Below are 21,274 nucleotides of genomic sequence, written 5' to 3'. Positions count from 1 at the left end.
CTGGGGATGCTTGACTTATATGTCTAGACATATAATCGTAAGGCGGTTCTGTCCAGCCGGCGTGTAGATCATGACCCGACTGCATTTCGCTTCCGCGCTCCTGCCTTCCGGCTGGGCCAATGACGTGCAGGTGGTGATCGCCGCCGGCGCGATCGCCGCGGTGACGCCGGGCGTGGCGCCGTCCGCCGGCGACGAGCGCCATGCTATCGCGCTTCCCGGACTTGCGAGCCTGCACAGCCACGCCTTCCAGCGCGGCATGGCAGGCCTTGCCGAATTGCGCGGCGATTCCACCGACACGTTCTGGACCTGGCGCGAGACGATGTATCGCTTTGCGCTGGCGATGACGCCTGACGACGTCGCGGCTGTGGCGACGCTGCTCTATGTCGAGATGCTCGAGCAGGGTTTTACCCGCGTCGGCGAATTCCACTATCTGCACCACGACCGCGACGGCTCGCCCTACGCTGACCCCGCCGAGATGGCCACGCGGATTGCACAGGCGGCCGAAGCCTCGGGCATTGCGCTGACGTTGTTGCCGACTTTCTATGCGCATGGCTCGTTTGGAGGCGCAGCGCCGCATGCCGGGCAGCGCCGCTTCATCTGCTCGGTCGATCAGTTCGCCGCATTGATGACGGCCTCGCGCCAGGCGATCAGCGCCTTGCCCGGCGCCAATATCGGCATCGCTCCGCACAGTTTGCGCGCGGTCACGCCGGACGATCTCGCCGCGATCCTTCCGCTCGCCGAGGGCGGGCCGGTGCACATCCATGCCGCCGAGCAGGTGAAGGAGGTCGAGGATTGCCTCGCCTGGTCGGGCCGGCGTCCGGTGCAATGGCTGCTGGAGCACGCGCCTGTCGATCGGCGCTGGTGCCTCATTCACGCGACCCACATGACGAGTGAGGAAGTGACGGCTTTCGCCAAGACGGGCGCGGTCGCCGGCCTTTGCCCGATCACGGAGGCGAGCCTCGGCGACGGCACTTTCTCGGCGCGGGAGTTTGTCGACGCCGGCGGCTTTTTCGGCGTCGGTACCGATTCCAACGTGTTGATCGGCGCCGCAGACGAGTTGCGCCAGCTCGAATACGGCCAGCGGCTCAAGCACCGCCAGCGCAACGTCCTCTCCGGCGGCGCAGGTCGCTCTACGGGACGCTCGCTGTTCGACGGGGCGCTCGCCGGCGGCGCGCGGGCGCTGGCGCAGCCGACGGTCGGCCTCACACCCGGCGCGCGCGCCGATATCGTCACGCTCGACACGGCGCATCCATCGCTGGCGGGACGCGCGCAGGATGCCGTCATCGACGGCTGGATTTTTTCTGCCGGCGGCGCCGCCATCGATTGCGTCTGGGCCGGGGGCAACAAGGTGGTCGAGCGCGGTCAGCATGGATTGCGCCAAGCCGCACGCGAGCGCTTCAACGCATCGATGCGGAGGCTCGTTGCATGAGCCTCGTCACCGATGCCGACAAGCCGACGCTCTACAAGCGCATCCGCGCCGACATCGAGCAGCGCATCCTGACCGGCGAATGGCCGCCCGGACATCGTATTCCCTTCGAGCATGAGCTGGTGGCGCGCTATGGCTGCTCGCGCATGACCGTGAACAAGGCGCTGTCTGAGCTGGCGCAGGCCGATCTGATCGAGCGGCGCCGGCGCGCCGGCTCGTTCGTGCGACGGCCGCAGCATCAGTCGGCGGTGCTCAAGATCGCCGACATCCGCGCCGAGATCACCGCGCTCGGGCGCAGTTACGGCTACGAGCTGATCGGCCGCAAGCTGCGCGCGGCGACGGCTGCCGACCGCGACCGGCTCGGCGTGAAGAAGGCCGGCAAGGTGGTCGCGATCACCTGCCGGCACAGCGCCGACAAGGTCCCGTTCGCGGTCGAGGACAGGCTGATCGACCTCTCGTCTGTGCCCAATGCTGCGACCGCGGATTTTTCGCGCGAGCCGCCCGGCTCGTGGCTGCTTCACCATGTCCCATGGACCGAGGCCGAGCACACGATCAGCGCCATCGTTGCTGACGACCGCGCGGCGGAAGCGCTCGCGATCGCCGTCGGCGCCCCCTGTCTCGTGATCGACCGCTATACCTGGCGCAGCGCACGCACGATCACCGCCGTGCGCCTGCTCTATCCCGGTGACTCACACCGCCTTGTCGCGCGATTCAAGGGAGGCTGAGAGGATATGTCGGCACAAATCGTGCAACGCTTCGCGGAACCGCCCATATGGGCCGGCAGAGATCAACAGGACGTCAAACCATCGATCGGCAAGAGGACGATAATCATGCGTAGTTCGACAGTATTTGCGACAATCATTGCTCTCGCGGCCTCCACTCCGGCGCTCGCCCAGGACGTCAAGGTCGGCATCGGCATTTCCGGATGGACCGGCTTCGCACCCCTGACACTGGCGAAGGAGGCCGGCATCTTCAAGAAGAACGGCCTCGACGTCACCATCAAGAAGATCCCGCAGAAGGACCGCCATCTCGCCATCGCCTCCGGCGACATCCAGTGTGCGGCGACCACGGTCGAGACCTGGATCTCCTGGAACGCCAACGGCGTCGCCACCAAGCAGATCTTCCAGCTCGACAAGAGCTACGGCGCCGACGGCATGGCCGTGCGCAACGACATCGCCGCGATCAAGGACCTGAAGGGCAAGACCGTCGCCGCCTCCGCGCCGGGCACCTCGCCCTACTTTGCACTGGCCTGGATGCTGAAGAAGAACGGCCTCACCACCAAGGACGTGACCGTGGTGAACCTCGAGCCGGCGGCGGCCGCGCAGGCCTTCGTCTCCGGCCAGAACGATGCAGCGATGACTTATGAGCCATACTTGTCGACCGTGCGTGCCGCGCCGGACAAGGGCAAGATCATCGCCACCACGCTGGACTATCCGATGGTCATGGACACGTTCGGCTGCACGCCGAAGTTCCTCACCGACAATCCCAAGGCCGCCAAGGCGCTCGCCGACAGCTATTTCGAGGCGCTCGAGATGATCGCCAAGGACCAGGCCAAGTCCTACGAGATCATGGGCGCCGACGTGAAGCAGACCGCCGAGCAGTTCGGCAACTCGGCGAAATACCTGCGCTGGCAGGACAAGGCGGCGAACCAGAAGTTCTTCGCCGGCGACTTCCTGACCTTCAACAAGGAGGCCGCCGAGCTCCTGCTCGAGATCGGTATCATCAAGGCCGTGCCAAAGGTCGAGGACCTCTACGACGCGAGCTTCATCAAGTAACGTTCTCCAAGCTGCCGGTTCCGCCTCAAGCGGAGCCGGCGCACCATTCGGATACAGTTTGATGCGTCCCCTGGATCCCGTGACATCGAAGCAACGTGCGGCATATGGCCTGGCGTTCTTCGTGCTGTTCGTCGCCCTCTGGTCGTGGGCGACGTTCGGCGGCCATGTGTCGAAGACCTTCCTCGCCAATCCGCTCACCATGGTGCAGGAAGGCGTCGAGCTGCTCACCAAGCACGGTTTCCTGTTCGACATCGGCATGACAATCTGGCGCGTCGTCGGCGGCTTTGCGCTCGCGGCGGTCATTGCGGTGCCGCTCGGCGTGCTGATGGGCGCCTACAAGCCGGTCGAAGCCTTCCTCGAACCCTTCGTCTCATTTGCACGCTATTTGCCCGCCTCGGCCTTCATTCCGCTGCTGATCCTGTGGGCCGGCATCGGCGAGCTGCAAAAGCTGCTCGTCATCTTCATCGGCTCGGTGTTCCAGGTGATCCTGATGGTCGCGGTGACGGTCGGCGCCACCCGGCGCGATCTGGTCGAGGCCGCCTATACGCTTGGCGCCAGCGACCGCGGGATCATCCGCCGCGTGCTGCTGCCTTCCTCCGCGCCGGAGATCGCGGAGATCCTGCGGCTGGTGCTGGGCTGGGCCTGGACCTACGTCATCGTCGCCGAGCTGATCGGCTCGTCCTCGGGCATCGGTCATATGATCACCGACAGCCAGGCGCTGCTCAACACCGGCCAGATCATCTTCGGCATCATCGTGATCGGATTGATCGGCCTGATCTCGGACTTCCTGTTCAAGGCGTTCAACGCCTGGCTGTTTCCCTGGAAGCTGGCATGACCATTCTTAGGATCGAGCAGGTCTCGCGCACCTTCCCCGCGCGCCACGGCAACGCGCCGACCAGGGCGCTGGAGCCGACCGATCTCACCATCGGCAACAACGACTTCGTCACCATCCTCGGTCCCTCCGGCTGCGGCAAGTCCACGCTGCTGCGCATCGTCGCCGGCCTCGACCGTCCGACCGGCGGCCGCGTCACGCTCGACGGACGCGAAGTGACCGGCCCGGGCGCCGATCGCGGCATGGTGTTCCAGTCCTACACGCTGTTTCCCTGGCTGACGGTGCGCGAGAACATCGCCTTCGGCCTGCGCGAGCGCGGCGTGTCCGAGGCGGAGCGACACAAGATCGCCGATGCCTTCATCCGCCAGGTCGGGCTGTCCGGCTTCGAAAACCATTGGCCCAAGCAACTCTCCGGCGGCATGCAGCAGCGCACCGCGATCGCACGCGCGCTCGCCAACGACCCGAAGATCCTGTTGCTCGACGAGCCGTTCGGCGCGCTCGACAACCAGACCCGCGCCCTGATGCAGGAAATGCTGCTCGGGATCTGGGAGCGCGACCAGAAGACCGTGCTGTTCGTGACTCACGATATCGAGGAAGCCATCTTCCTCGGTAGCCGCGTCATCGTGATGAGCGCGCGCCCCGGCCGCATCAAGGCGGACATTCATGTAGACCTGCCGCATCCCCGCTCCTACAAGATCAAGACCACGCCGGAATTCGTCCAGCTGAAGGAACGGCTGGTCGAGGAGATCCGAACCGAGGCGCTCAAGGTTGCCGAACATGCCTGACACCCAGCCCCGCGCCGACGGACATCGCGTTCTCGCCGACCTCCATGCACTGCGCGCCTTTGGCGCCTACAAGACCGGCGTGCACAAACCGACCTTCTCCGAGCCGCACAAGCTGTCGCTGGAGTGGCTCGTCCAGAAGCTGCCCGAGGCCGAGCTCTCCGCGACGGTCGACGGCATTGGCAATGTGTTCGGGACGAGCTCGAAGCCCGGGCCGAAGCTGCTGGCGGGCTCGCACCTGGAAAGCCAGAACTATGCCGGCTGGCTCGACGGCCCGCTCGGCGTCGTCTATGCGCTGGAGGCGGCGCGCGTGCTCAATGCCGACACTTCGGTGAACGGCGCGGTCGAGGTCGCCGCCTGGTGCGACGAGGAGGGACATTTCGGTCATTTCCTCGGCTCGCGCTCCTATGTCGGACAGGTGACCGAGGCCGATATCGACGCCGCGCGCGACCGCACCAGCGGCCGCAGCATGCGCGATGCCCTTGCCGACATGGGGCTCGCGGGGCGCCCGCGCATCACCACCGAGCCGGGACGGCACGTCGGTTATCTCGAGGCGCATATCGAGCAGGGCGACACGCTCGAAAGCGAGCGCCTGGCGATCGGCGTCGTGACCTCCATCGTCGGTATCTGGCAGTACCAGATCAACTTCGTAGGCGAGCAGAACCATGCGGGCACCACGCGCATGGCGGTGCGCAAGGATGCGGGCCTGGCGCTGGCCAAGTTCTGCGTCGCGATCGACGAGCGTTTCCCCGCCGCCGCCGGCCCGCGCACGGTCTGGACCACCGGCCGCATCACGCTCGATCCGGGCGCGCCCAGCATCATCCCCGGTGGCGCCGAGATGCTGTTCCAGATCCGCGACGACGACCCGACCGTCATCGCCCGGCTGGAGCAATTGCTCCGGACCATGGCGGACGAGGCCAGTGCCAACGGCCCCTGCACCGTCAGCGTGACGAAGCTGCGCACCGGCGCACCTGCGATGATGAATGCGGGCTTTCAGGACGCGATCGAGGCCGCAAGCAAGGCCGTCGCCGGCGGCCGCTCCATCCGCATGCCCAGCGGCGCCGGCCACGATGCGCAGATGCTGGCGACCGTGATGCCCGCCGGCATGCTGTTCGTGCCGTCGATCGGCGGCATCAGCCATCACTGGACCGAGAACACGGCGGATGCCGATATCGTGACGGGCGCAGAGGTGTTCGTCGAGGCGTGCCGGCGGATCCTCGGGGGCTAGGTCGAGGCATGCAGCCGTTGAGCGCCTGCCACGACCATTCGAGCAGGGCTCTGCCATAAAGCCGCGGCAATCCTCGGGCCTGTCGACCGTCTCCTCCCCTGCTTTCCCGGAGTTCCCATGTCTTCTGCCGACCGGCCGGCGACCCGCCTCGCCACCCGGCTTGCCTTCCTCGTTGCGGGCTTCGGCATCGCGTGCTGGGCGCCGCTGGTGCCGTTCGCGAAGGCGCGGCTCGCGGTCGATGACGGCGTTCTCGGGCTGCTGCTGCTCAGCCTCGGCATCGGCTCAGTGATCGCGATGCTGCTGACCGGCGTGCTCAGCGCGCGCTACGGCAGCAAACCGATTATCATCGCGGGCGGACTTGGTCTCACGTTGGTGCTGCCATTGCTGGCCATCGCGGCGTCGCCCGCGACGCTCGCGCTGGCGCTGTTCGTCTTCGGTGCCGCGCTCGGCTCGATTGACGTCGCCATGAATATCCACGCCGTGGAAGTGGAGCGCGCCGCGCGACGCCCGCTGATGTCCGGCTTCCACGCCCTGTTCAGCATCGGCGGCTTCGCCGGTTCCGCGCTGATGACGGCGCTGCTCTCTCTGCAGCTCGGCGCGCTCGCCTCGACGTTGATCTGCTCCGTGCTGATGCTGATCGCGATGCTCGTGACCTGGCCGCGCCTGCTTCGATCGGTGCAGGTGCAGGAAGGCCCATTGTTCGTGCTGCCGCATGGATCGGTGCTGCTGCTGGCGCTGCTCGGCGCCATCACCTTCCTGGTCGAAGGCGCGATGCTCGATTGGGGCGCGCTGCTCGTGATCGGCGCCGGGCTCGTCAGCGAGGCCCAAGGCGGCATCGGCTACATCGTGTTCTCGATCGCGATGACGATCGGCCGGCTTAGCGGCGACGCCATCGTTGCGCGCATCGGAGACCGCACGACATTGCTGTGGGGCAGCCTCATCGCGATCGCCGGCTTCGTGGTGCTGCTCACCGCGCCCGTGGCGGCGGTCGCCATCGCCGGATTCCTGCTGATCGGGCTCGGCGCCTCGAACCTCGTGCCCGTGCTATTCCGCCGGGCGGCGCAACAAAAGGTGATGCCCACGGGACTTGCGGTCGCGGCGATCACGACGGCCGGCTATGCAGGCGTCCTGCTGGGCCCTGCCGGCGTCGGCTTCGTCGCACAGCTCGGCGGACTGCCGCTGGCATTCTGGCTGCTCGCTGCCTTGATGGGTCTCGTCACGTTGACCGCCCGGACCGTCACCGCGGAGCAGCGCCGGACCTTGCATGTCGATGCGTGACCGGACTCGCGTCGGCTTTGACCGATGAGGAGGTGGACCGCCACAGCCGGCGAGCCACCTTCTTCAGGCTCTAGCCTCCGACTGCCGCAGCGCGCCGCGGCAGCTTCCAGCCCGGCCGGATGAAGTGGCAGGTGTAGCCGTCAGGATAACGTTCGAGATAATCCTGATGCTCGGGCTCGGCCTCCCAGAACTCGCGCGCGGGCGCGACCTCGGTCACCACCTTGCCGGGCCACAGGCCGGACGCCTCGACGTCGGCGATGGTGTCTTCGGCAATCCGCTTCTGCTCCTCGCTGGTGTAGAAGATCGCCGACCGATAGCTCGTGCCGATATCGTTGCCCTGACGGTTGAGCGTGGTCGGATCATGGATCTGGAAGAAGAACTCCAGCATGGTCCGGAAGCTGGTCCTGGCCGGATCGAACACGATCTCGATCGCTTCGGCATGGCCTTCGTGATTGCGGTAGGTGGCGTTCTTGACGTGCCCACCGGTGTAACCGACGCGGGTGGAGATCACGCCCGGCTGCTTGCGGATCAGATCCTGCATGCCCCAGAAGCAGCCGCCGGCCAAAACTGCGCGTTCCGTCGTCATGTGATGTGCTCCCAATGATCGCTCAAAAGCTTGTCCATCATATAGGCTTTCGGCCGCCCGGCCGAAAGCCGCGCGTTGACGCCCACCCGGTCGCTAGGGCTCGGTGCAGCCTCTCCCGCTTACGGGAGAGGTCGCGCCGTAGGCGGGGTGAGGGCTTTCTCCTCCAGGAGACTATCCCATTGCGGAAACACCATCTCCCCAACCCTCTCCCGCAAGCGGGAGAGGGAGCGCACCTCCGCCTTTGCAGCGATTAGCCTCAGTCCATCGCCCTAGACCAGCTTGGCGTCGAGCGTGATGGCGGCGTTGAGCACCTTGGACACCGGGCAGTTCTTCTCGGCCTCGCCGGCGAGCCGGGCGAAGCCGGCATCGTCGAGACCAGGCACCTTCGCCCGCAGGGTCAGGGCGGATTTGCTGATCTTGAAACCCTTGCCTTCGGGCTCGAGCGTAACGGCGGCTTCGGTCGACAGCTCGTCCGGCGTGAAACCCGCCATCTGCAGGCCGAAGGCTAGCGCCATGGTGAAACAGCCGGCATGGGCCGCGGCGATCAACTCTTCGGGATTGGTGCCCTTCTCGTTCTCGAAGCGGGTCTTGAATGAATAGGGCGTCCCGGCAAGCACGCCGGATTCGCTCGACAGATGGCCCGTGCCATCGCGACCAGTGCCCTTCCAGACTGCTGTTGCCTTGCGGATCATCTAAAGGTCTCCTTGTTTGCCTAAACCGGATCGAACGCGCGGATCGGCGGTAGATTGCCGGTGAACTTCTCCACCTCGACGGTCGTCAACTGGCCGGTGCAGCCCTGCGCCAGGGACGAGGTGCCGACGTCGCGGGTCAGCACGTTCGGATTGCCGTGAACGCAGAGCGGCGCCTCGTCTTCCGGATCCATCGGATCGTACCACGCGCCGGTCGGCAGCTGAACCACGCCTGATACGATGCCGTCGGTGACGCGGACCGCGGCGAGACAGGCACCGCGTTCGTTGAACAGGCGGATGATGTCGCCGTCCTTGATGCCGCGCGCCTGTGCATCGACCGGGTTCATGCGCGCGACCTCACGGCCGCGATGCTTCGAGCCCAGCGAATGTCCGCCGAAATCGAGCTGGCTGTGCAGGCGCGTCACGGGCTGGTTGGCGACGAGGAAGCACGGTGCCCCCGGCTTGGGAACATCGGTCTTGTCGAGCCAGACCGGATGTCCGGGACAATCCGCATCACCGTGCCCCGCGATCTTGGCCGAGTAGATCTCAATGCGTCCGCTCGGCGTCGGCAAAGCGTGATTGATGGGATCCTCGCGAAAGCGGCGTAGCCGGCCGCCGTCATCGGGCTGCTGCGGCACGACCAGGCTGCCGCGCGCCCAGAATTCTTCGAAGCTCGGCGCTTCGAGGCCGCGTTTGGCAAGCGATGCGCGGGTCGGCTCGTAGAGATGCTCCAGCCATTGCCGCGACGTGCGCCCTTCGGTGAACGGCTCGCGCGCCCCAAGACGCTCGGCGAGATCGGCGAAGATATCGTAATCGTCACGCGCGAGCCCGAACGGCTCGGCGATCCGGTGCATCGCGACCATCAGGGGATCGTTGGTGGAATAGCCGATGTCCTCGCGCTCCAGCGTCATCGTCGCGGGCAGCACGATATCGGCGTGGCGGGCGGTGGCGGTCCAGGCGAGCTCGTGCACGACCAGCGTGTCCACCTTCGCGAAGGCCTTGCGCAGGCGGTTGATGTCCTGATGGTGATGGAACGGATTGCCGCCCGCCCAGTAGACCAGACGAATATCCGGATAGGTGCGCGTCTCGCCGTTGTAGCGATACGTGGTGCCCGGATTGAGCAGCATGTCGGCGATGCGCGCCACCGGAATGAAATCGGCAACGCCGTTGCGGCCCTGCCCCAGCGTCGGTCCCGGCACGTCGTTGACGCGGCGGCCGTAATAGCCGATCGCACCCAGCGAATAGGCATAGCCGCCGCCGGGAAGGCCGATCTGGCCGAGGGCCGCCGCCAGCACCATGCCCATCCACACCGGCTGCTCGCCATGCTCGGCGCGCTGCAGCGAATGGGAGACGGTGACGAGCGCGCGCTTTCCGGCGAGACGCCGCGCCAGCTTGCGGATCGCATCCGCACTGACGCCTGAGATCGCGGCGGCCCATTCGGCGTGCTTGGCTTGCCCGTCGCTCTCACCGTTGAGATAGCGCAGGAAGATTGCCCAGCCCTCGGTGTAGCGGTCGAGGAAGGCCTGATCGTGCAGGTTCTCACTGACCAGCGTATGGACGATGCCGAGCATCAAGGCAGTGTCGGTGCCGGGCACGCAACTCATCCATTCGGCGCCGGCCTCCACCGGCAGATCGTCGCGCAGCGGGCTGACCAGGATGAACTCGCAGCCGCGCGCCCGCGCCGCCGCCATGGCGCCGCGCTCGACATGCTTGCTGATCGAGCCGCCGGCCACCATGGAGTTCTTCAGCGCCATGCCGCCGAACGCCAGCACGATGTCGGTCTCGGCCGCGATCTGCTGCCAGGTGACGTTGCGCTTGGTGATGTCCTCGTAGCCGGCCAGGATCTGCGGCAGCAGCATCGAGGACGCACCGGACGAATAGGTGTTGACCGAGCGCACATAGCCGCCCAACGCGATATTGAGGAAGCGATGCACCTGGCTCTGGGCGTGATGGAAGCGCCCGGCGCTCGACCAGCCATAGGAGCCGCCGAACACGGCGCCGGGTCCGCGGGTGTCGCGAATGCGGCCAAGCTCGTCGCCGAGAAGATCCAGCGCCTTCTCCCAGCTGACGGAGACGAACTCGTCGCGGCCGCGGCGATCGTCGGGGCCCGGCCCGCGCTCGAGCCAGCCGCGGCGGATTGCCGGCTGGGCGATGCGCGCCTGGTGGCGGAGCGCGCCGGGAAAATTGTCGATGATGCCGTTCGGATCGGGATCGCCCGCATAGGCCCTGACCTCCAGCCCGGCCGCGCCCTGGCGCGCGGAGAACACGCCCCAATGCGAGGTGTGCGGCTTGAAGCCGTCCGACAGGTCAAGACCGGGGTCGGGGAAGCCAATCGTATCGTCCATCTCTGATCCTTATTCCGGCGGCGTCGGCATGGGTGGTAATATACCGATCCGCTCCGGACGTCGTCGAGATCAGGGTTGACGGGAACGCTGACCTGCCCCGCGCAAAGCCAGCCTCAAGGCCGTTGACACTCCCGAGCGTCGTCGAGCGCGTCATGTCGCTCGTTTTGGCGCCGACGCTGCATCATCCACGTGCGCAGCAATCGACCAGCAGATTCCAGATCCGCTGCGTCTCTTCTCTCTTGTTCGCCTCCGGCACGTTCTCCGCGCTCGACCGATCGAACGCGGCGATGGTGTGGGGTTGGCGAGGCACGATCCACCGCTCCGAAATCGGGTCGTACCATTTGCCGATATTTTCAGTCACGTCGGTCGACTCACAGGTTGACAGGCTCGGGCGATGCGCCCCGCGCGGTCCTCGTTGGAGCCCGTGTGGCGCCACCCGATTCACCAATCAGGAGATCGCATGTTCGTTCCCAGCCCGCCGGCGTCAGCCCGGCCGGGCCGGATGCAGCGTGCGCGGATGCCGCTCGTGCAGCAATCGCGCCAGCTCCTCACGCTCGGTGTCGCGGCCCTTCATCGCGGTCTCGAACAGTGCCTCCTGGATGTCGCGAGGCATGTCGCCCCATACGTCCATCGCCGCACGTCCGAGCAGGCCAACAAAATGATCCACTCCATCGCTCATTCGGCTCTCCCGATCTGCACACGGGAATGGAACAGCGGCGGCCGCTCCGCGTTCCACTGCCATCATTGTGAAAAGGAGACGTCTTTTATGGGATTCTTCACCAAGGACATCCAATCGATGGAAGACCTGCTGCTGCACGGGCTCCAGGACATCTATTACGCGGAACAGCAGATCCTGAAGGCGCTGCCGAAAATGATCGACAAGGCCACCAACAGGGATCTCGTCGCCGGGCTGAAGGCGCATCTGGAAGAGACCACCAAGCAGGTCGAGCGCCTCGACAAGGTCTTTGCCAAGCTCGGCAAGGAGCCGAGCGGCACGCATTGCCCGGCCATCGACGGCCTAATCAAGGAAGCCGACGAGACCGCCGGCGAGATCGAGGACAAGGCCGTGCTGGACGCCGCGATCGTCGCCAACGCACAGGCGGTGGAGCATTATGAAATGTGCCGGTACGGCACGCTGATCGCCTGGGCGGAAGAGCTCGGCCACGACGACATCGTGCGCTTCCTCACCACCAATCTGAACGAAGAGAAGGCCGCCAACACCAAGCTGAACACGGTGGCCCTGCGTAAAGGCGTCAACGCCAAGGCGTCCAGCGCTGCGTGATTGAAAGCTACCGATTGAGAGTGGGGGCGCCGGTAGTGCGGTGCCGCCACGGTGCTCGCCCGGATCAGATGAAAGGCTTGCCGCCGGTGACGGGCAACGTCGCCCCCGACGTGTAGCTCGAAAGCGGATCGGCCAGCATGACATAGGCCGTCGCGAGCTCGGCCGGCTGGCCGGCGCGCTGCATGGGCACCTGCTTGCCGAAGTTCTTGACCCTTTCCTCCGACATGGTCGAGGGAATCAGCGGCGTCCAGATCGGCCCCGGGGCCACCGCATTGACCCGAATGCCCTTCTCGGCCAGCATCTGCGCAAGCCCGCCAGTGAAATTCTGGATCGCACCCTTGGTCGTGGCGTAGGCCAGCAGGCTCGGATTCGGCATGTCGGAGTTCACCGAGGCCGTGTTGATGATCGCGGAGCCCGGCCGCATGTGGGGGACGGCGGCTTTGGCCAGATAGAACATGGCGTGGATGTTGATCTCGAATGTCCGCCGCCATTCGTCGTCGCTGATATCCGCGATGTCCTTGAACGTCGCCTGATGGGCAGCGTTGTTGACGAGGATGTCGATGCCGCCGAGCTCCTCGACGGTGCGGCGCACGATGGCGCTGCAATGTTCGGGATTGCTGATATCGCCCGGGATCAGGACGGCCTTGCGTCCCTCCCGCTCGACCAGCGCCTTGACCTCGGCCGCATCCTCGTCCTCGTTCAAATAGGAGATGACGATATCCGCGCCTTCACGCGCATAGGCGATCGCCACCGCGCGGCCGATGCCGCTGTCGCCGCCCGTGATGATGGCCTTCTTTCCGGCAAGACGGCCGGAGCCCTTGTAACTCTCCTCGCCATGATCCGGGCGCGGCTGCATGGCCCGCGTCGAGCCCGGCATCGGCTGCTGCTGCGCAGGATAAGGCGGCTTTGGATAATTGGTCATGGACAACTCCCGGCGTTTGCTGCGCTAACGGAGCGCCGCCGGAAGTGTTCCTGGCGTTGATTCCGTCATCGCACAGCGTGGCTGCACCCCAGAGATCCGATTACAGCGGCTTGCGGAACTCTCGGCTAGAAAAACTCCCAAGGATCGCTCACCATGGCGGCACCTTGGAGGGCCATGTTGCGGAGAGCATCTTGAAACTCGCAGGTGTTTTAAAGTGCGCTAAGATATCTCAAGCAATCGGACACGGGCTTGACACCTGTAGCCAAATCGAACGAGCGGATTTTCGGTCTCCTGAGCGCAGCTGGCGTGTTCTGCATCTGGTCCGGCTTTCTGGTCTTCTCGAGGGCCGGCATGCAATCCGGCCTGACACCCTTCGATTTGACCGCACTTCGGTTCCTGGTCACCGGCGCCCTGGTTCTTCCGTTCGCCAAGGCCTGGTGGCCGCGCCACCTGCCGCTGCACGCAATCCTGTCGATGTCAATTTGTGGTCCCGGCGCGCTATACAGCATTTTGATGTACTTCGGGTTGAAGGGGGCGTCGGCGGCATACGGGGGAGCGTTCGCCAACGGCTCGCTGCCGATCTTCACCATTCTGCTAGGATTGCTTGTCGCACGGCGCGTGCCGTCCCAGCGGCAACTCATTGCAGTTCTCATTCTGCTCGTCGGCGCAGTGCTCGTTGCCATTCCGGGCATGCGCGCCGGCGGCAACAGCGTGGCATCGGCCATCGGGTTCTTCCTCGCAGCGTGACGATGCCGTTCCGTTCGGATTCGTCGCGTCTGTGCGCTCAGTGCTGCCGCTCGCTACCTACCTCGCAGACATTTCACGGCGGCAGGCTGCGAGCATGTAGCGTATCGTCGAAACTTTCTGCAGGGCGGACCGCTAGATCAGATTGGTCATTCTCAGTAGAGCCTCGTACGGTATCCTTCTTCCATCGTCTTCTCGGCCTCTTCGACCGCGATGGCGACAGTCTGCTCGGCGATGATCCGGCCGAGCGTCGGGAAACTGTTGCGCTCGACCTGAGCAGCCGGATTCCAGAGCTTCGAGCGCATCAGCGCCTTGCCACAATGAAAATAGGTCTCCTCGACATGGATCTTCAGCCCGATGATTGGGACCACGTTCTGCACCGCGAGCGGCGTCAACAGCTCGGCATCTTGCGAAATCTCGGCGCGGCCATTGACGCGCAGGGTCTCGTTGATCCCCGGCACCAGGAAGATCAGACCGATGCCGGGGGAAGCGATGATATTGCCGAAGGTGTCGACGCGGTTGTTGCCGCGCCGGTCCGGGATTAACAGCGTCTTGTCGTCGAGCACGGCGACGAAGCCCGGCGCGTCGCCGCGCGGGCTTGCATCGGCATGACCGTTGCCGTCGCTGGTGGCAAGGACGAGGAACGGGGAAAGCGCGATGAAGTCGCGACAGAACCTGTCGAGATGGCTGAGAACCTTCTTCTCGGCGAGCGGGCTGAGCTGCCCGAAATGCGCGCGCAGATCCTCTTGCGTCTTGACCGGCGGCTTGCCGCCTGCACCCTGGCTGTCCATTCGCGAACTTCCCTTTTGCGGTGAGTTTCCTTCTTTCGGCTAATTGGCCTCGATGCCGCACCAGCTCGCGGTGAACAGCGCAAGCGCCTTGGTGACGCGCTTGACCGAGGCGAGATCGACGCGCTCGTTGAAGCCGTGCGCGCCTTCCATCGTGGCGCCGAAGCAAAACGCAGGCACGCCGAAATCGAGACCATAGAAGCGCGCATCGGTCAGTGCGGTTGACGAGAAGCTGGTCAGCTTGCGGCCGAACACATGCTCGTAGACCGGAGCGAGAACCGCCTCGCTTTCCTGAATCTCCGTCGCCTCGTAGCCCGGCGACAGGAAGCCGGACCAGACGATCTCCGGCGGATTGTTGGCGAGGAATGGATGCGAGCGCGCCGCCTTGGCGACGAAATCCACGATCTCGGCCTGGGCGTCGGCGATCTTCCAGCCGGGCAGCACACCAATGCGGCAATCGACATCGCACCAGGCGGGCACGCTGGAGGCCCAGTCACCGCCCTTGATGATTCCAGGATTGAAGTTGAGCGGATGCTCGACCGATTTGAACGAGGGGTGCGTCTTGGCGCGCTCGTTCCATTCGGCCTCGAGACCTTCGAGCTTCTGGATCAGGTGGATTGCAGCCTTGATCGCATTTGAGCCGGTGCCGGCGCGTGCGACATGGACTGGTATCCCGCGCACTTTCAGGCGGAACCAGATCACGCCGACCTGGGCACGCATCAGCTTCTCGTCGGTCGGTTCGGGCAGGATGCAGACATCGGCACGATAGCCGCGCTGAAGTGTGGAGAGCGCGCCGAGGCCGGTGCTCTCCTCCTCGATCACCGATTGCAGGTGGATGCGGCCCTTGGGCCTGTAGCCCGCGGCCTTGATCGCATCGAGCGCGTAGAGCGCCGAGATGGTACCGGACTTCATGTCGCCGGCGCCGCGACCATAGAGCCAACCGTTCTCGACCACCGGCTGAAACGGTGGCCGCTCCCACATGTCGAGCGGACCTGCCGGCACGACGTCGCAATGGCCCTGAAGGATCAGTGAGCGGCCCTCTTCCCTGGCCGGCCGGCAGGTGCCGACGACGGAGCGGGCACGCGAGAAATCGGTCTCGACCGGACCATAGCCCGGCAGCGCCTTCAGATCGTCCGGGTTGATGACCCAGTCATCGACCTCGTAGCCGCGATCGCGCAACAGCTTTGCGAACATGTCCTGACAGGGCGCCTCCGCCGCGCGCGTGCTCGGGATCGCCGTGAACGCGATCGTGGTGTCGATCTGCTCGTCGAAGGCGGCATCCACAGCGGCCTCGATGCGCTCGCGCGCGCCGGCTGGAAGGGGACGGCTGTCGGTCATGAACTCATCCTTGCTGTCGCTAGTGTGCCGGTCACGCTGGCAAAGCCCGGCTGGTCGAAGAAATCGCGGCCCGGGATCGCATCGAGCAGCTCGCGTGTGTAGGCGGCTTGAGGGGCCGTGAAAACGTCCGCGGTCGCGCCCTCTTCAACGATGCGCCCCTTCTGGAGCACGATGACGCGGTCGGCGATCTCGGCGGCGATCCGCAGGTCGTGGGTGATGAAGATCATGGCGAGCTTCATCTCCTGACGGAGCTCGGCAAGCAGCGCCAGTACCTGAGCCTGGACGGAAACGTCGAGCGCCGACACGGCTTCGTCGGCGATGAGCACGCGCGGCTTGAGTGCCAGTGCGCGCGCAATACAGATGCGCTGGCGCTGGCCCCCAGAGAATTCGTGGGGGTAACGATCGGCGGCGACGGCGTTGAGGCCAACTCGCACCAGCAGCTTCCTCGCCTGCTCCATCGCTTCCGTGCGCGACGTGCCAAAGGCCATTGGTCCGCGCGCAATGGCATCGCCGACCTTCTGGCGCGGATCGAGGCTCGCAAACGGATCCTGGAACACGATCTGGAGCTGTTTTCGCGCCTGCCGGAGCGCCTCGCCGCGGAGCTGGCGCAGATCCTGGCCGTTGAAGCGGATGGCACCGCCATCCGGCTCGGTCAGACGCATGATCATGCGCCCGAGCGTCGACTTGCCGGACCCGGATTCGCCGACGACGGCGAGCGTCTCGCCCTCGTACAAGGTCAGCGAGATGCCGTCGGCCGCGACGACCTCGCGCGGCGGCTGCAACAGGCCGCGCTTGACCCGGAATGTCTTCTCAAGACCGATGACTTCGAGCAGCGGTGTAGGATGGACCGCGGTGCGGCGGATCTCGTCGAGCCGCGCCTTCGGAACGGCATCGATCAACTCGCGGGTGTAGTCAGCCTTAGGACTGCGCAGGACTTCCTCGACCGTCCCCTGCTCCACCACCTTGCCGTGACGAAGCACCACGACGCGGTCGGCGACATCGGCAACGACGCCAAAATCATGGGTGATCAACAGCACGCCCATGCCGCGGTCGCGTCGGAGATCGTCGATCAGGCGCAGGATCTGACGCTGGGTGGTGACGTCGAGCGCTGTGGTCGGCTCGTCAGCGACCAGGAGTGCCGGACGGTTGGCCATCGCCATCGCGATCATGACGCGCTGGCGCTGGCCGCCGGACAGCTCGAACGGATAGCTCTTCTCAAGCAGCTTTGGATTTGGCAGCCCGACCTGCGTCAGGAGCTGCTGCACGCGTTCGTGCACCTCAATTGCCGACGGCATCGGCTTCTGGTGGGTGAGGATCATCTCCTCGATCTGCCTGCCAACCCGCTTGAGCGGATTCAGCGAGGACAACGGCTCCTGAAAGATCATCGCGGCTTCGCCGCCGCGCAGGCGGCGCAGCGCCTGCCGGTCGAGCTTTGCCGGATCTTGTCCTGCGACAGTCACGGCGCCCGCGGCAATATTGACGCTCTTCGGCAACAGCGACAGCACCGCATGGGCGATCATCGACTTGCCCGAGCCGGACTCGCCGACGAGACAGACGACCTCGTTGGGCTTGACCTGGAAGGAGACGTTCTCGACCGCGAACGGGCGATCGCCGCCTTCGGGCAGCGCGATCGAGAGCCCCTCGACGGACAGAACGGGTGCCTTGGCTTGCACGGCCTCGCTCATGACCGACGCCTCGATACACGCGGATTGAGCACATCGGAGAGACCTTCGCCGAACAGGTTGATGGCAAGCACGGTGATGAGGATCGCGAGCCCCGGAAACACGCTCATCCACCAGGCATTACGGATGACGGTGCGGCCGGCTCCGATCATGAAACCCCAGGACATCAGATTGGGGTCGCCGAGGCCCATGAAGGACAACGCGCTTTCGAGCAGGATGGCGGTGGCGACCGTCAGAGAGGTCACGACCAGGATCGGCGAAATCGCATTGGGCAGGATATGGCCGAGCACGATCTGCAAGGAGCCCTCGCCCTGGCACAGCGCGGCTTCGACGAACTCACGATTGCGCAGGCGCAGGAACTCGGCGCGGGTGAGGCGCGCCAGCGGCGGCCAGCTCACGGCGCCGATGGTCAGGATGATCGTCAGCAGCGACGGGTTGAAGGTCGCGACCAAGAGGATCGCAAGCACGAAAGCGGGGATGGTCTGAAACAGCTCGGTCACCCGCATCAGCACGAGATCGACCTTGCCGCCGAAATAGCCGGAAATTGCGCCGATCGTGACGCCGATCACCATAGCCGCCATGGCCGAGGCGATGCCGATGACGAGCGACACGCGGGCACCATAGGCAACGCCGGCCGCAACGTCGCGGCCGAGCGTGTCGCCGCCGAGCAGCAGGCCGTCCTCGCCGGGCGGCGTGAACGGCGCGCTGACCATTTCCCAGGGCGAGACCGGAAAGACGGTGGGCGCGATGAGCGCGATGACGACCACGACAAGCAGCACGACGAGGCCGACCATGCCGCTAGGATGACGCAGGAAGGCGCGAACCGCATCCATCACGCAGCTCCTGTCGTCATGCGGGGATCGATCAGCCTGTAGATCAGGTCGGTCAGCAGATTGAGCACGATGACCACAATCGACAGAATGAGAAAAATGCCGAGCAGCACGGGATAATCACGCTGGAGCAGCGCATCGAAGGTCAGCCGGCCGAGGCCCGGCCAGGCGAACACCGTCTCGATGACCACGGCGCCACCGACCAGCGCGCCGGCCTGCATGCCGGCCACGGTGACGACGGGCACCAGCGCGTTGCGCAGCATGTGGCCGACCACAATGCTGGGCCCGGACAGGCCCTTGGCGCGCGCGGTCTTGATGAAGTCCTGCTGGGCGACCTCGATGATCGAGGACCGCATCAGCCGGGCATAGATCGCGAGATAGATCGCCGCCAGCGAGGTCACCGGCATGATCATGTGCTTGGCGATGTCGAGCGCATGCTCCAGCGGCGAGAGCTTGACGTTGATGGTCTCGTAACCGAACGGCGGCAGCCAGCCGAGTGTCACGGAGAAGACCAGCACCAGCATCAGCCCCAGCCAGAACACCGGCGTCGCATAAAGCACCAGCGACAGCACGGTGAAGACCGTATCGAGCACGCTGCCCGCCGCCAGCCCCGCGAGCGCGCCAAGGGTCGTGCCGATCAGCAGCGCGAGGCAGAAGGCCGTCACCGTCAACAGCAGCGTCGCCGGCAGCCGTTCCAGGATGAGATCGACCACCGCGCGGCGCTGGCGGTAGGAATAGCCGAGGTCGAGCCTGACGACGCGGCCGAGATAGCTTGCGAGCTGCACGGCGTAGGGCTTGTCGAGCCCATATTCCTTGCGCAGATCTTCCAGCAGCTTCGGATCGGACGCGCCGGATTGGCCGGCCATGACCTGGGCGGGATCGCCAGGGGCGGCCCGCACCAGCACGAAGTTGAAAGTGGCGATGACGAGGATGACGGCGACGAGCTGGGCAATCCGGCTCAGTGCCATCAGCCCGATCGTCGCCGCGCTGCCGAGACGGATCACGATTTGTAGACCGACCCGAAGGTTTCGTGCGAGCCGATGCCGGTCGACACGATGTTCTTGAACGCCTTGTCGTAGATGATCGGATATTCGAGCTCCAGCGTCCAGGCGACCGGCACGTCCTCGACCAGGATCTGCTGCACCTTGGAATAAAGCTCCAGTCGCTTGGCCTCGTCGAGCGTGACGGCGGCCTCGTCGAACAGCCTGTCGACCTCAGGGTTGGAATAGCCTTCGGTGTTCGAGAACAGGATGCCTTTCTTGATGTTCGACGACACGTAAGTGCGGGAGACGCCGAGCGCGGGGTCGCCGAGCTGGTAGAGCAGGTTTTGGGTCATCTCATAGTCCCAGTTGCCGACCTTCTCGGCCCAGCCGGCCATGTCGGTGCCGACGAGGACGAGATCGATGCCGACGCGGGCAAAGCTCTGGCGGAAGAACTCGCCGGCGCGCTGATAGGATTCGCCGTAAGGCGGCACGATGTATTTGATCTCAGCGCGCTTGCCGTTGGTGTCGGGCTTCAGCCCCATCTCGTCGAGCAGCGCCTTGGCCTTGTCGATCGAATAGTCGTAGCGCTTGACCTTGCCGTCGTAGAATTTCGTCTTGGACGAGATCGGGCCGGTCGCGACCTTGGCGCTGCCGAAATAGACCCGCTTGGCGAGCGCGTCGCGGTCGATCAGGTGCATCACCGCCTGCCGGAAGCGCTTGTCGTTCATCGGCGCGATACGGTTGTTCATCTCGAGCCACTGGTGCGGCGCGAAATACTCATAGCCCTTGGTGGTGACTTCGAGGTTCTTCTGCGCCTTGAAGCGCTGCACGTCGAAGAACTCGACGTCGGTCCATTGCGCGAGTTGCACCGTGCCGTTCTCCAGCGCCAGCGCGCGCGATGCCGAGTCCGGGATGATGCGGTAGATGATCTCATCCAGGTACGGCTGGTCCTTCAGATAGTATCCTTCATGGCGCACCAGATGGACATGCGAGCCGCGCACCCATTCCTTCAGCTTGAATGGGCCGGTGCCGATTGCCTTGTCGTTCAGCGGGTTCTTGCGGTAGTCGGTGCCTTCATAGATGTGCTTTGGCACGATCGGCGCCGAGGTGCAGTCAAAGCAGCCGAGGAACGGCGCAAAGGGCTGCTTCAGCTTGAACACGACGGTGAGCGGATCAGGCGCCTCGGCCGAAGCGACGCGCGCAAAATTCTGCCGCGCGCGCGGATGCGTCTCGGTCAACACCTTCATGCAGCTGAACACGACGTCCTCGGACGTCATCGGCTTGCCGTCGTGGAAGGTGATGTTGGGAAACAGCTTGAACGTATAGGTCAGCCCGTCCGGCGAAATCTCCCAGGACTGCGCCATGCCCGGCATCGGCTTGAGGTCAGCGCCATATTTGAGAAGACTCTCGTAGATCTTGCCGCCGAGCGTCAGCGTCGGCTGCTGCTGGTTGAAGGCGGTGACCAGCAGCGGCGGCTCGGGCTGGATGATGGTGTTGAGTGTTCCACCGCGGGTCTGGCCGGCCGCTCGCGTGATGCCGAAGGGGATAGCGGCGCCGGCGGCCAGCATGGCCTGGGTGAATTCGCGTCTGTTCATCGAGCTCTCCGTGTCGCATATCGGCGTGAGAAGGACGTTGCCAGACGCCGTATTCGGCTTTGACGAATCTGGCCGGCGCGAGCATTGTTGCCAAACGCCCTGTCCCGCGCTACCTGATCGGGGACAAGAACCATCGCGATCGGGCCATATCTGGCCCGGAAGATGCATA

At 65.1% G+C, this 21,274-nt stretch carries 21 protein-coding genes; 9 read left to right on the top strand and 12 right to left on the bottom strand.

Annotation, left to right across the window (positions count from 1 at the left end):
- The first annotated feature begins 70 nt into the window (after positions 1 to 70).
- The 7 genes from I6F28_RS30535 (at position 71) to I6F28_RS30505 (ending at position 7,321) form a co-directional block, all read left to right on the top strand.
- The gene (locus I6F28_RS30535; RefSeq protein ID WP_225127684.1) at positions 71 to 1,429 is read left to right on the top strand and encodes a formimidoylglutamate deiminase; all 1,359 of its coding nucleotides are present in this window, start codon (positions 71 to 73) and stop codon (positions 1,427 to 1,429) included.
- Positions 1,426 to 2,151, top strand: coding sequence for a histidine utilization transcriptional repressor HutC (gene hutC, locus I6F28_RS30530; RefSeq protein ID WP_225127686.1), 726 nt, complete (start codon positions 1,426 to 1,428; stop codon positions 2,149 to 2,151). The genes I6F28_RS30535 and hutC overlap by 4 nt, the downstream gene beginning before the upstream one ends.
- Positions 2,152 to 2,256: 105 nt before the next feature.
- Complete coding sequence (locus I6F28_RS30525; RefSeq protein WP_225127688.1) at positions 2,257 to 3,201, top strand: ABC transporter substrate-binding protein; 945 nt, start codon at positions 2,257 to 2,259, stop codon at positions 3,199 to 3,201.
- Between the two features lie 61 nt (positions 3,202 to 3,262).
- Complete coding sequence (locus tag I6F28_RS30520) at positions 3,263 to 4,036, top strand: ABC transporter permease (protein ID WP_225114630.1); 774 nt, start codon at positions 3,263 to 3,265, stop codon at positions 4,034 to 4,036.
- Complete coding sequence (locus I6F28_RS30515) at positions 4,033 to 4,818, top strand: ABC transporter ATP-binding protein (protein ID WP_036041970.1); 786 nt, start codon at positions 4,033 to 4,035, stop codon at positions 4,816 to 4,818. Before I6F28_RS30520 ends, I6F28_RS30515 begins: the two co-directional genes overlap by 4 nt.
- Entirely contained in the window at positions 4,811 to 6,043 is a 1,233-nt protein-coding gene (locus I6F28_RS30510; RefSeq protein ID WP_225127690.1) for a Zn-dependent hydrolase, read from the top strand. The genes I6F28_RS30515 and I6F28_RS30510 overlap by 8 nt, the downstream gene beginning before the upstream one ends.
- 117 nt (positions 6,044 to 6,160) lie before the next feature.
- A complete protein-coding gene (locus I6F28_RS30505; RefSeq protein WP_225114627.1) occupies positions 6,161 to 7,321 on the top strand; it encodes an MFS transporter in 1,161 nt (386 codons plus the stop codon).
- Positions 7,322 to 7,391: 70 nt separating this feature from the next.
- On the opposite strand, the gene msrA is transcribed toward I6F28_RS30505, so the two are convergent.
- The 5 genes from msrA to I6F28_RS30480 all read right to left on the bottom strand — a co-directional run bounded on the left by msrA (position 7,392) and on the right by I6F28_RS30480 (position 11,620).
- Positions 7,392 to 7,907 (bottom strand): peptide-methionine (S)-S-oxide reductase MsrA, encoded by a 516-nt coding sequence (msrA, locus tag I6F28_RS30500; protein WP_036008049.1) that lies wholly within the window; start codon positions 7,905 to 7,907, stop codon positions 7,392 to 7,394.
- Positions 7,908 to 8,176: 269 nt separating this feature from the next.
- Complete coding sequence (locus I6F28_RS30495; protein WP_036029314.1) at positions 8,177 to 8,599, bottom strand: OsmC family protein; 423 nt, start codon at positions 8,597 to 8,599, stop codon at positions 8,177 to 8,179.
- Between the two features lie 20 nt (positions 8,600 to 8,619).
- The gene (locus I6F28_RS30490) at positions 8,620 to 10,941 is read right to left on the bottom strand and encodes a molybdopterin guanine dinucleotide-containing S/N-oxide reductase (protein ID WP_225127691.1); all 2,322 of its coding nucleotides are present in this window, start codon (positions 10,939 to 10,941) and stop codon (positions 8,620 to 8,622) included.
- Positions 10,942 to 11,122: 181 nt separating this feature from the next.
- Positions 11,123 to 11,302 carry a hypothetical protein gene (locus I6F28_RS30485; RefSeq protein ID WP_036008060.1) on the bottom strand — a complete coding sequence of 60 codons (180 nt, stop codon included), beginning with the start codon at positions 11,300 to 11,302 and terminating at the stop codon, positions 11,123 to 11,125.
- A gap of 123 nt (positions 11,303 to 11,425) precedes the next feature.
- On the bottom strand, positions 11,426 to 11,620 hold the full coding sequence (locus I6F28_RS30480; RefSeq protein ID WP_036029310.1) for a hypothetical protein: 195 nt from the start codon (positions 11,618 to 11,620) through the stop codon (positions 11,426 to 11,428).
- 87 nt (positions 11,621 to 11,707) lie between these two features.
- Between I6F28_RS30480 and I6F28_RS30475 the strand changes: the two genes are divergently transcribed.
- Positions 11,708 to 12,223, top strand: coding sequence for a YciE/YciF ferroxidase family protein (locus I6F28_RS30475; protein ID WP_225127693.1), 516 nt, complete (start codon positions 11,708 to 11,710; stop codon positions 12,221 to 12,223).
- Between the two features lie 64 nt (positions 12,224 to 12,287).
- On the opposite strand, the gene I6F28_RS30470 is transcribed toward I6F28_RS30475, so the two are convergent.
- Entirely contained in the window at positions 12,288 to 13,145 is an 858-nt protein-coding gene (locus tag I6F28_RS30470; RefSeq protein WP_036029308.1) for an SDR family oxidoreductase, read from the bottom strand.
- A gap of 249 nt (positions 13,146 to 13,394) precedes the next feature.
- Between I6F28_RS30470 and I6F28_RS30465 the strand changes: the two genes are divergently transcribed.
- Positions 13,395 to 13,892 carry an EamA family transporter gene (locus tag I6F28_RS30465; RefSeq protein WP_225127695.1) on the top strand — a complete coding sequence of 166 codons (498 nt, stop codon included), beginning with the start codon at positions 13,395 to 13,397 and terminating at the stop codon, positions 13,890 to 13,892.
- Positions 13,893 to 14,044: 152 nt separating this feature from the next.
- On the opposite strand, the gene I6F28_RS30460 is transcribed toward I6F28_RS30465, so the two are convergent.
- Genes I6F28_RS30460 through I6F28_RS30435 form a run of 6 tightly spaced genes read right to left on the bottom strand, consistent with a single transcriptional unit; the run spans position 14,045 to position 21,105 of the window.
- Complete coding sequence (locus tag I6F28_RS30460) at positions 14,045 to 14,680, bottom strand: pyridoxamine 5'-phosphate oxidase family protein (RefSeq protein WP_109142917.1); 636 nt, start codon at positions 14,678 to 14,680, stop codon at positions 14,045 to 14,047.
- A gap of 39 nt (positions 14,681 to 14,719) precedes the next feature.
- Positions 14,720 to 16,015: an ArgE/DapE family deacylase gene (locus I6F28_RS30455; RefSeq protein WP_225142620.1), complete on the bottom strand. Its 1,296-nt coding sequence runs from the start codon at positions 16,013 to 16,015 to the stop codon at positions 14,720 to 14,722.
- Positions 16,012 to 17,700 carry a dipeptide ABC transporter ATP-binding protein gene (locus I6F28_RS30450; protein ID WP_225142619.1) on the bottom strand — a complete coding sequence of 563 codons (1,689 nt, stop codon included), beginning with the start codon at positions 17,698 to 17,700 and terminating at the stop codon, positions 16,012 to 16,014. Before I6F28_RS30450 ends, I6F28_RS30455 begins: the two co-directional genes overlap by 4 nt.
- Positions 17,697 to 18,530: an ABC transporter permease gene (locus tag I6F28_RS30445; protein ID WP_225127698.1), complete on the bottom strand. Its 834-nt coding sequence runs from the start codon at positions 18,528 to 18,530 to the stop codon at positions 17,697 to 17,699. The genes I6F28_RS30450 and I6F28_RS30445 overlap by 4 nt, the downstream gene beginning before the upstream one ends.
- Positions 18,530 to 19,531, bottom strand: a complete 1,002-nt coding sequence (locus I6F28_RS30440) for an ABC transporter permease (protein ID WP_225114620.1) — start codon at positions 19,529 to 19,531, stop codon at positions 18,530 to 18,532. Before I6F28_RS30440 ends, I6F28_RS30445 begins: the two co-directional genes overlap by 1 nt.
- Positions 19,528 to 21,105, bottom strand: coding sequence for an ABC transporter substrate-binding protein (locus I6F28_RS30435; RefSeq protein WP_036029296.1), 1,578 nt, complete (start codon positions 21,103 to 21,105; stop codon positions 19,528 to 19,530). The genes I6F28_RS30440 and I6F28_RS30435 overlap by 4 nt, the downstream gene beginning before the upstream one ends.
- Between the last annotated feature and the right edge of the window lie 169 nt (positions 21,106 to 21,274).

It is taken from the genome of Bradyrhizobium sp. NBAIM14 (genome assembly GCF_020193895.1).
Taxonomy (GTDB): Bacteria; Pseudomonadota; Alphaproteobacteria; order Rhizobiales; family Xanthobacteraceae; genus Bradyrhizobium; species Bradyrhizobium yuanmingense.
Note: the sequence above shows the minus strand (reverse complement) of the source record. Positions and strands in the feature narration are given on the sequence as shown.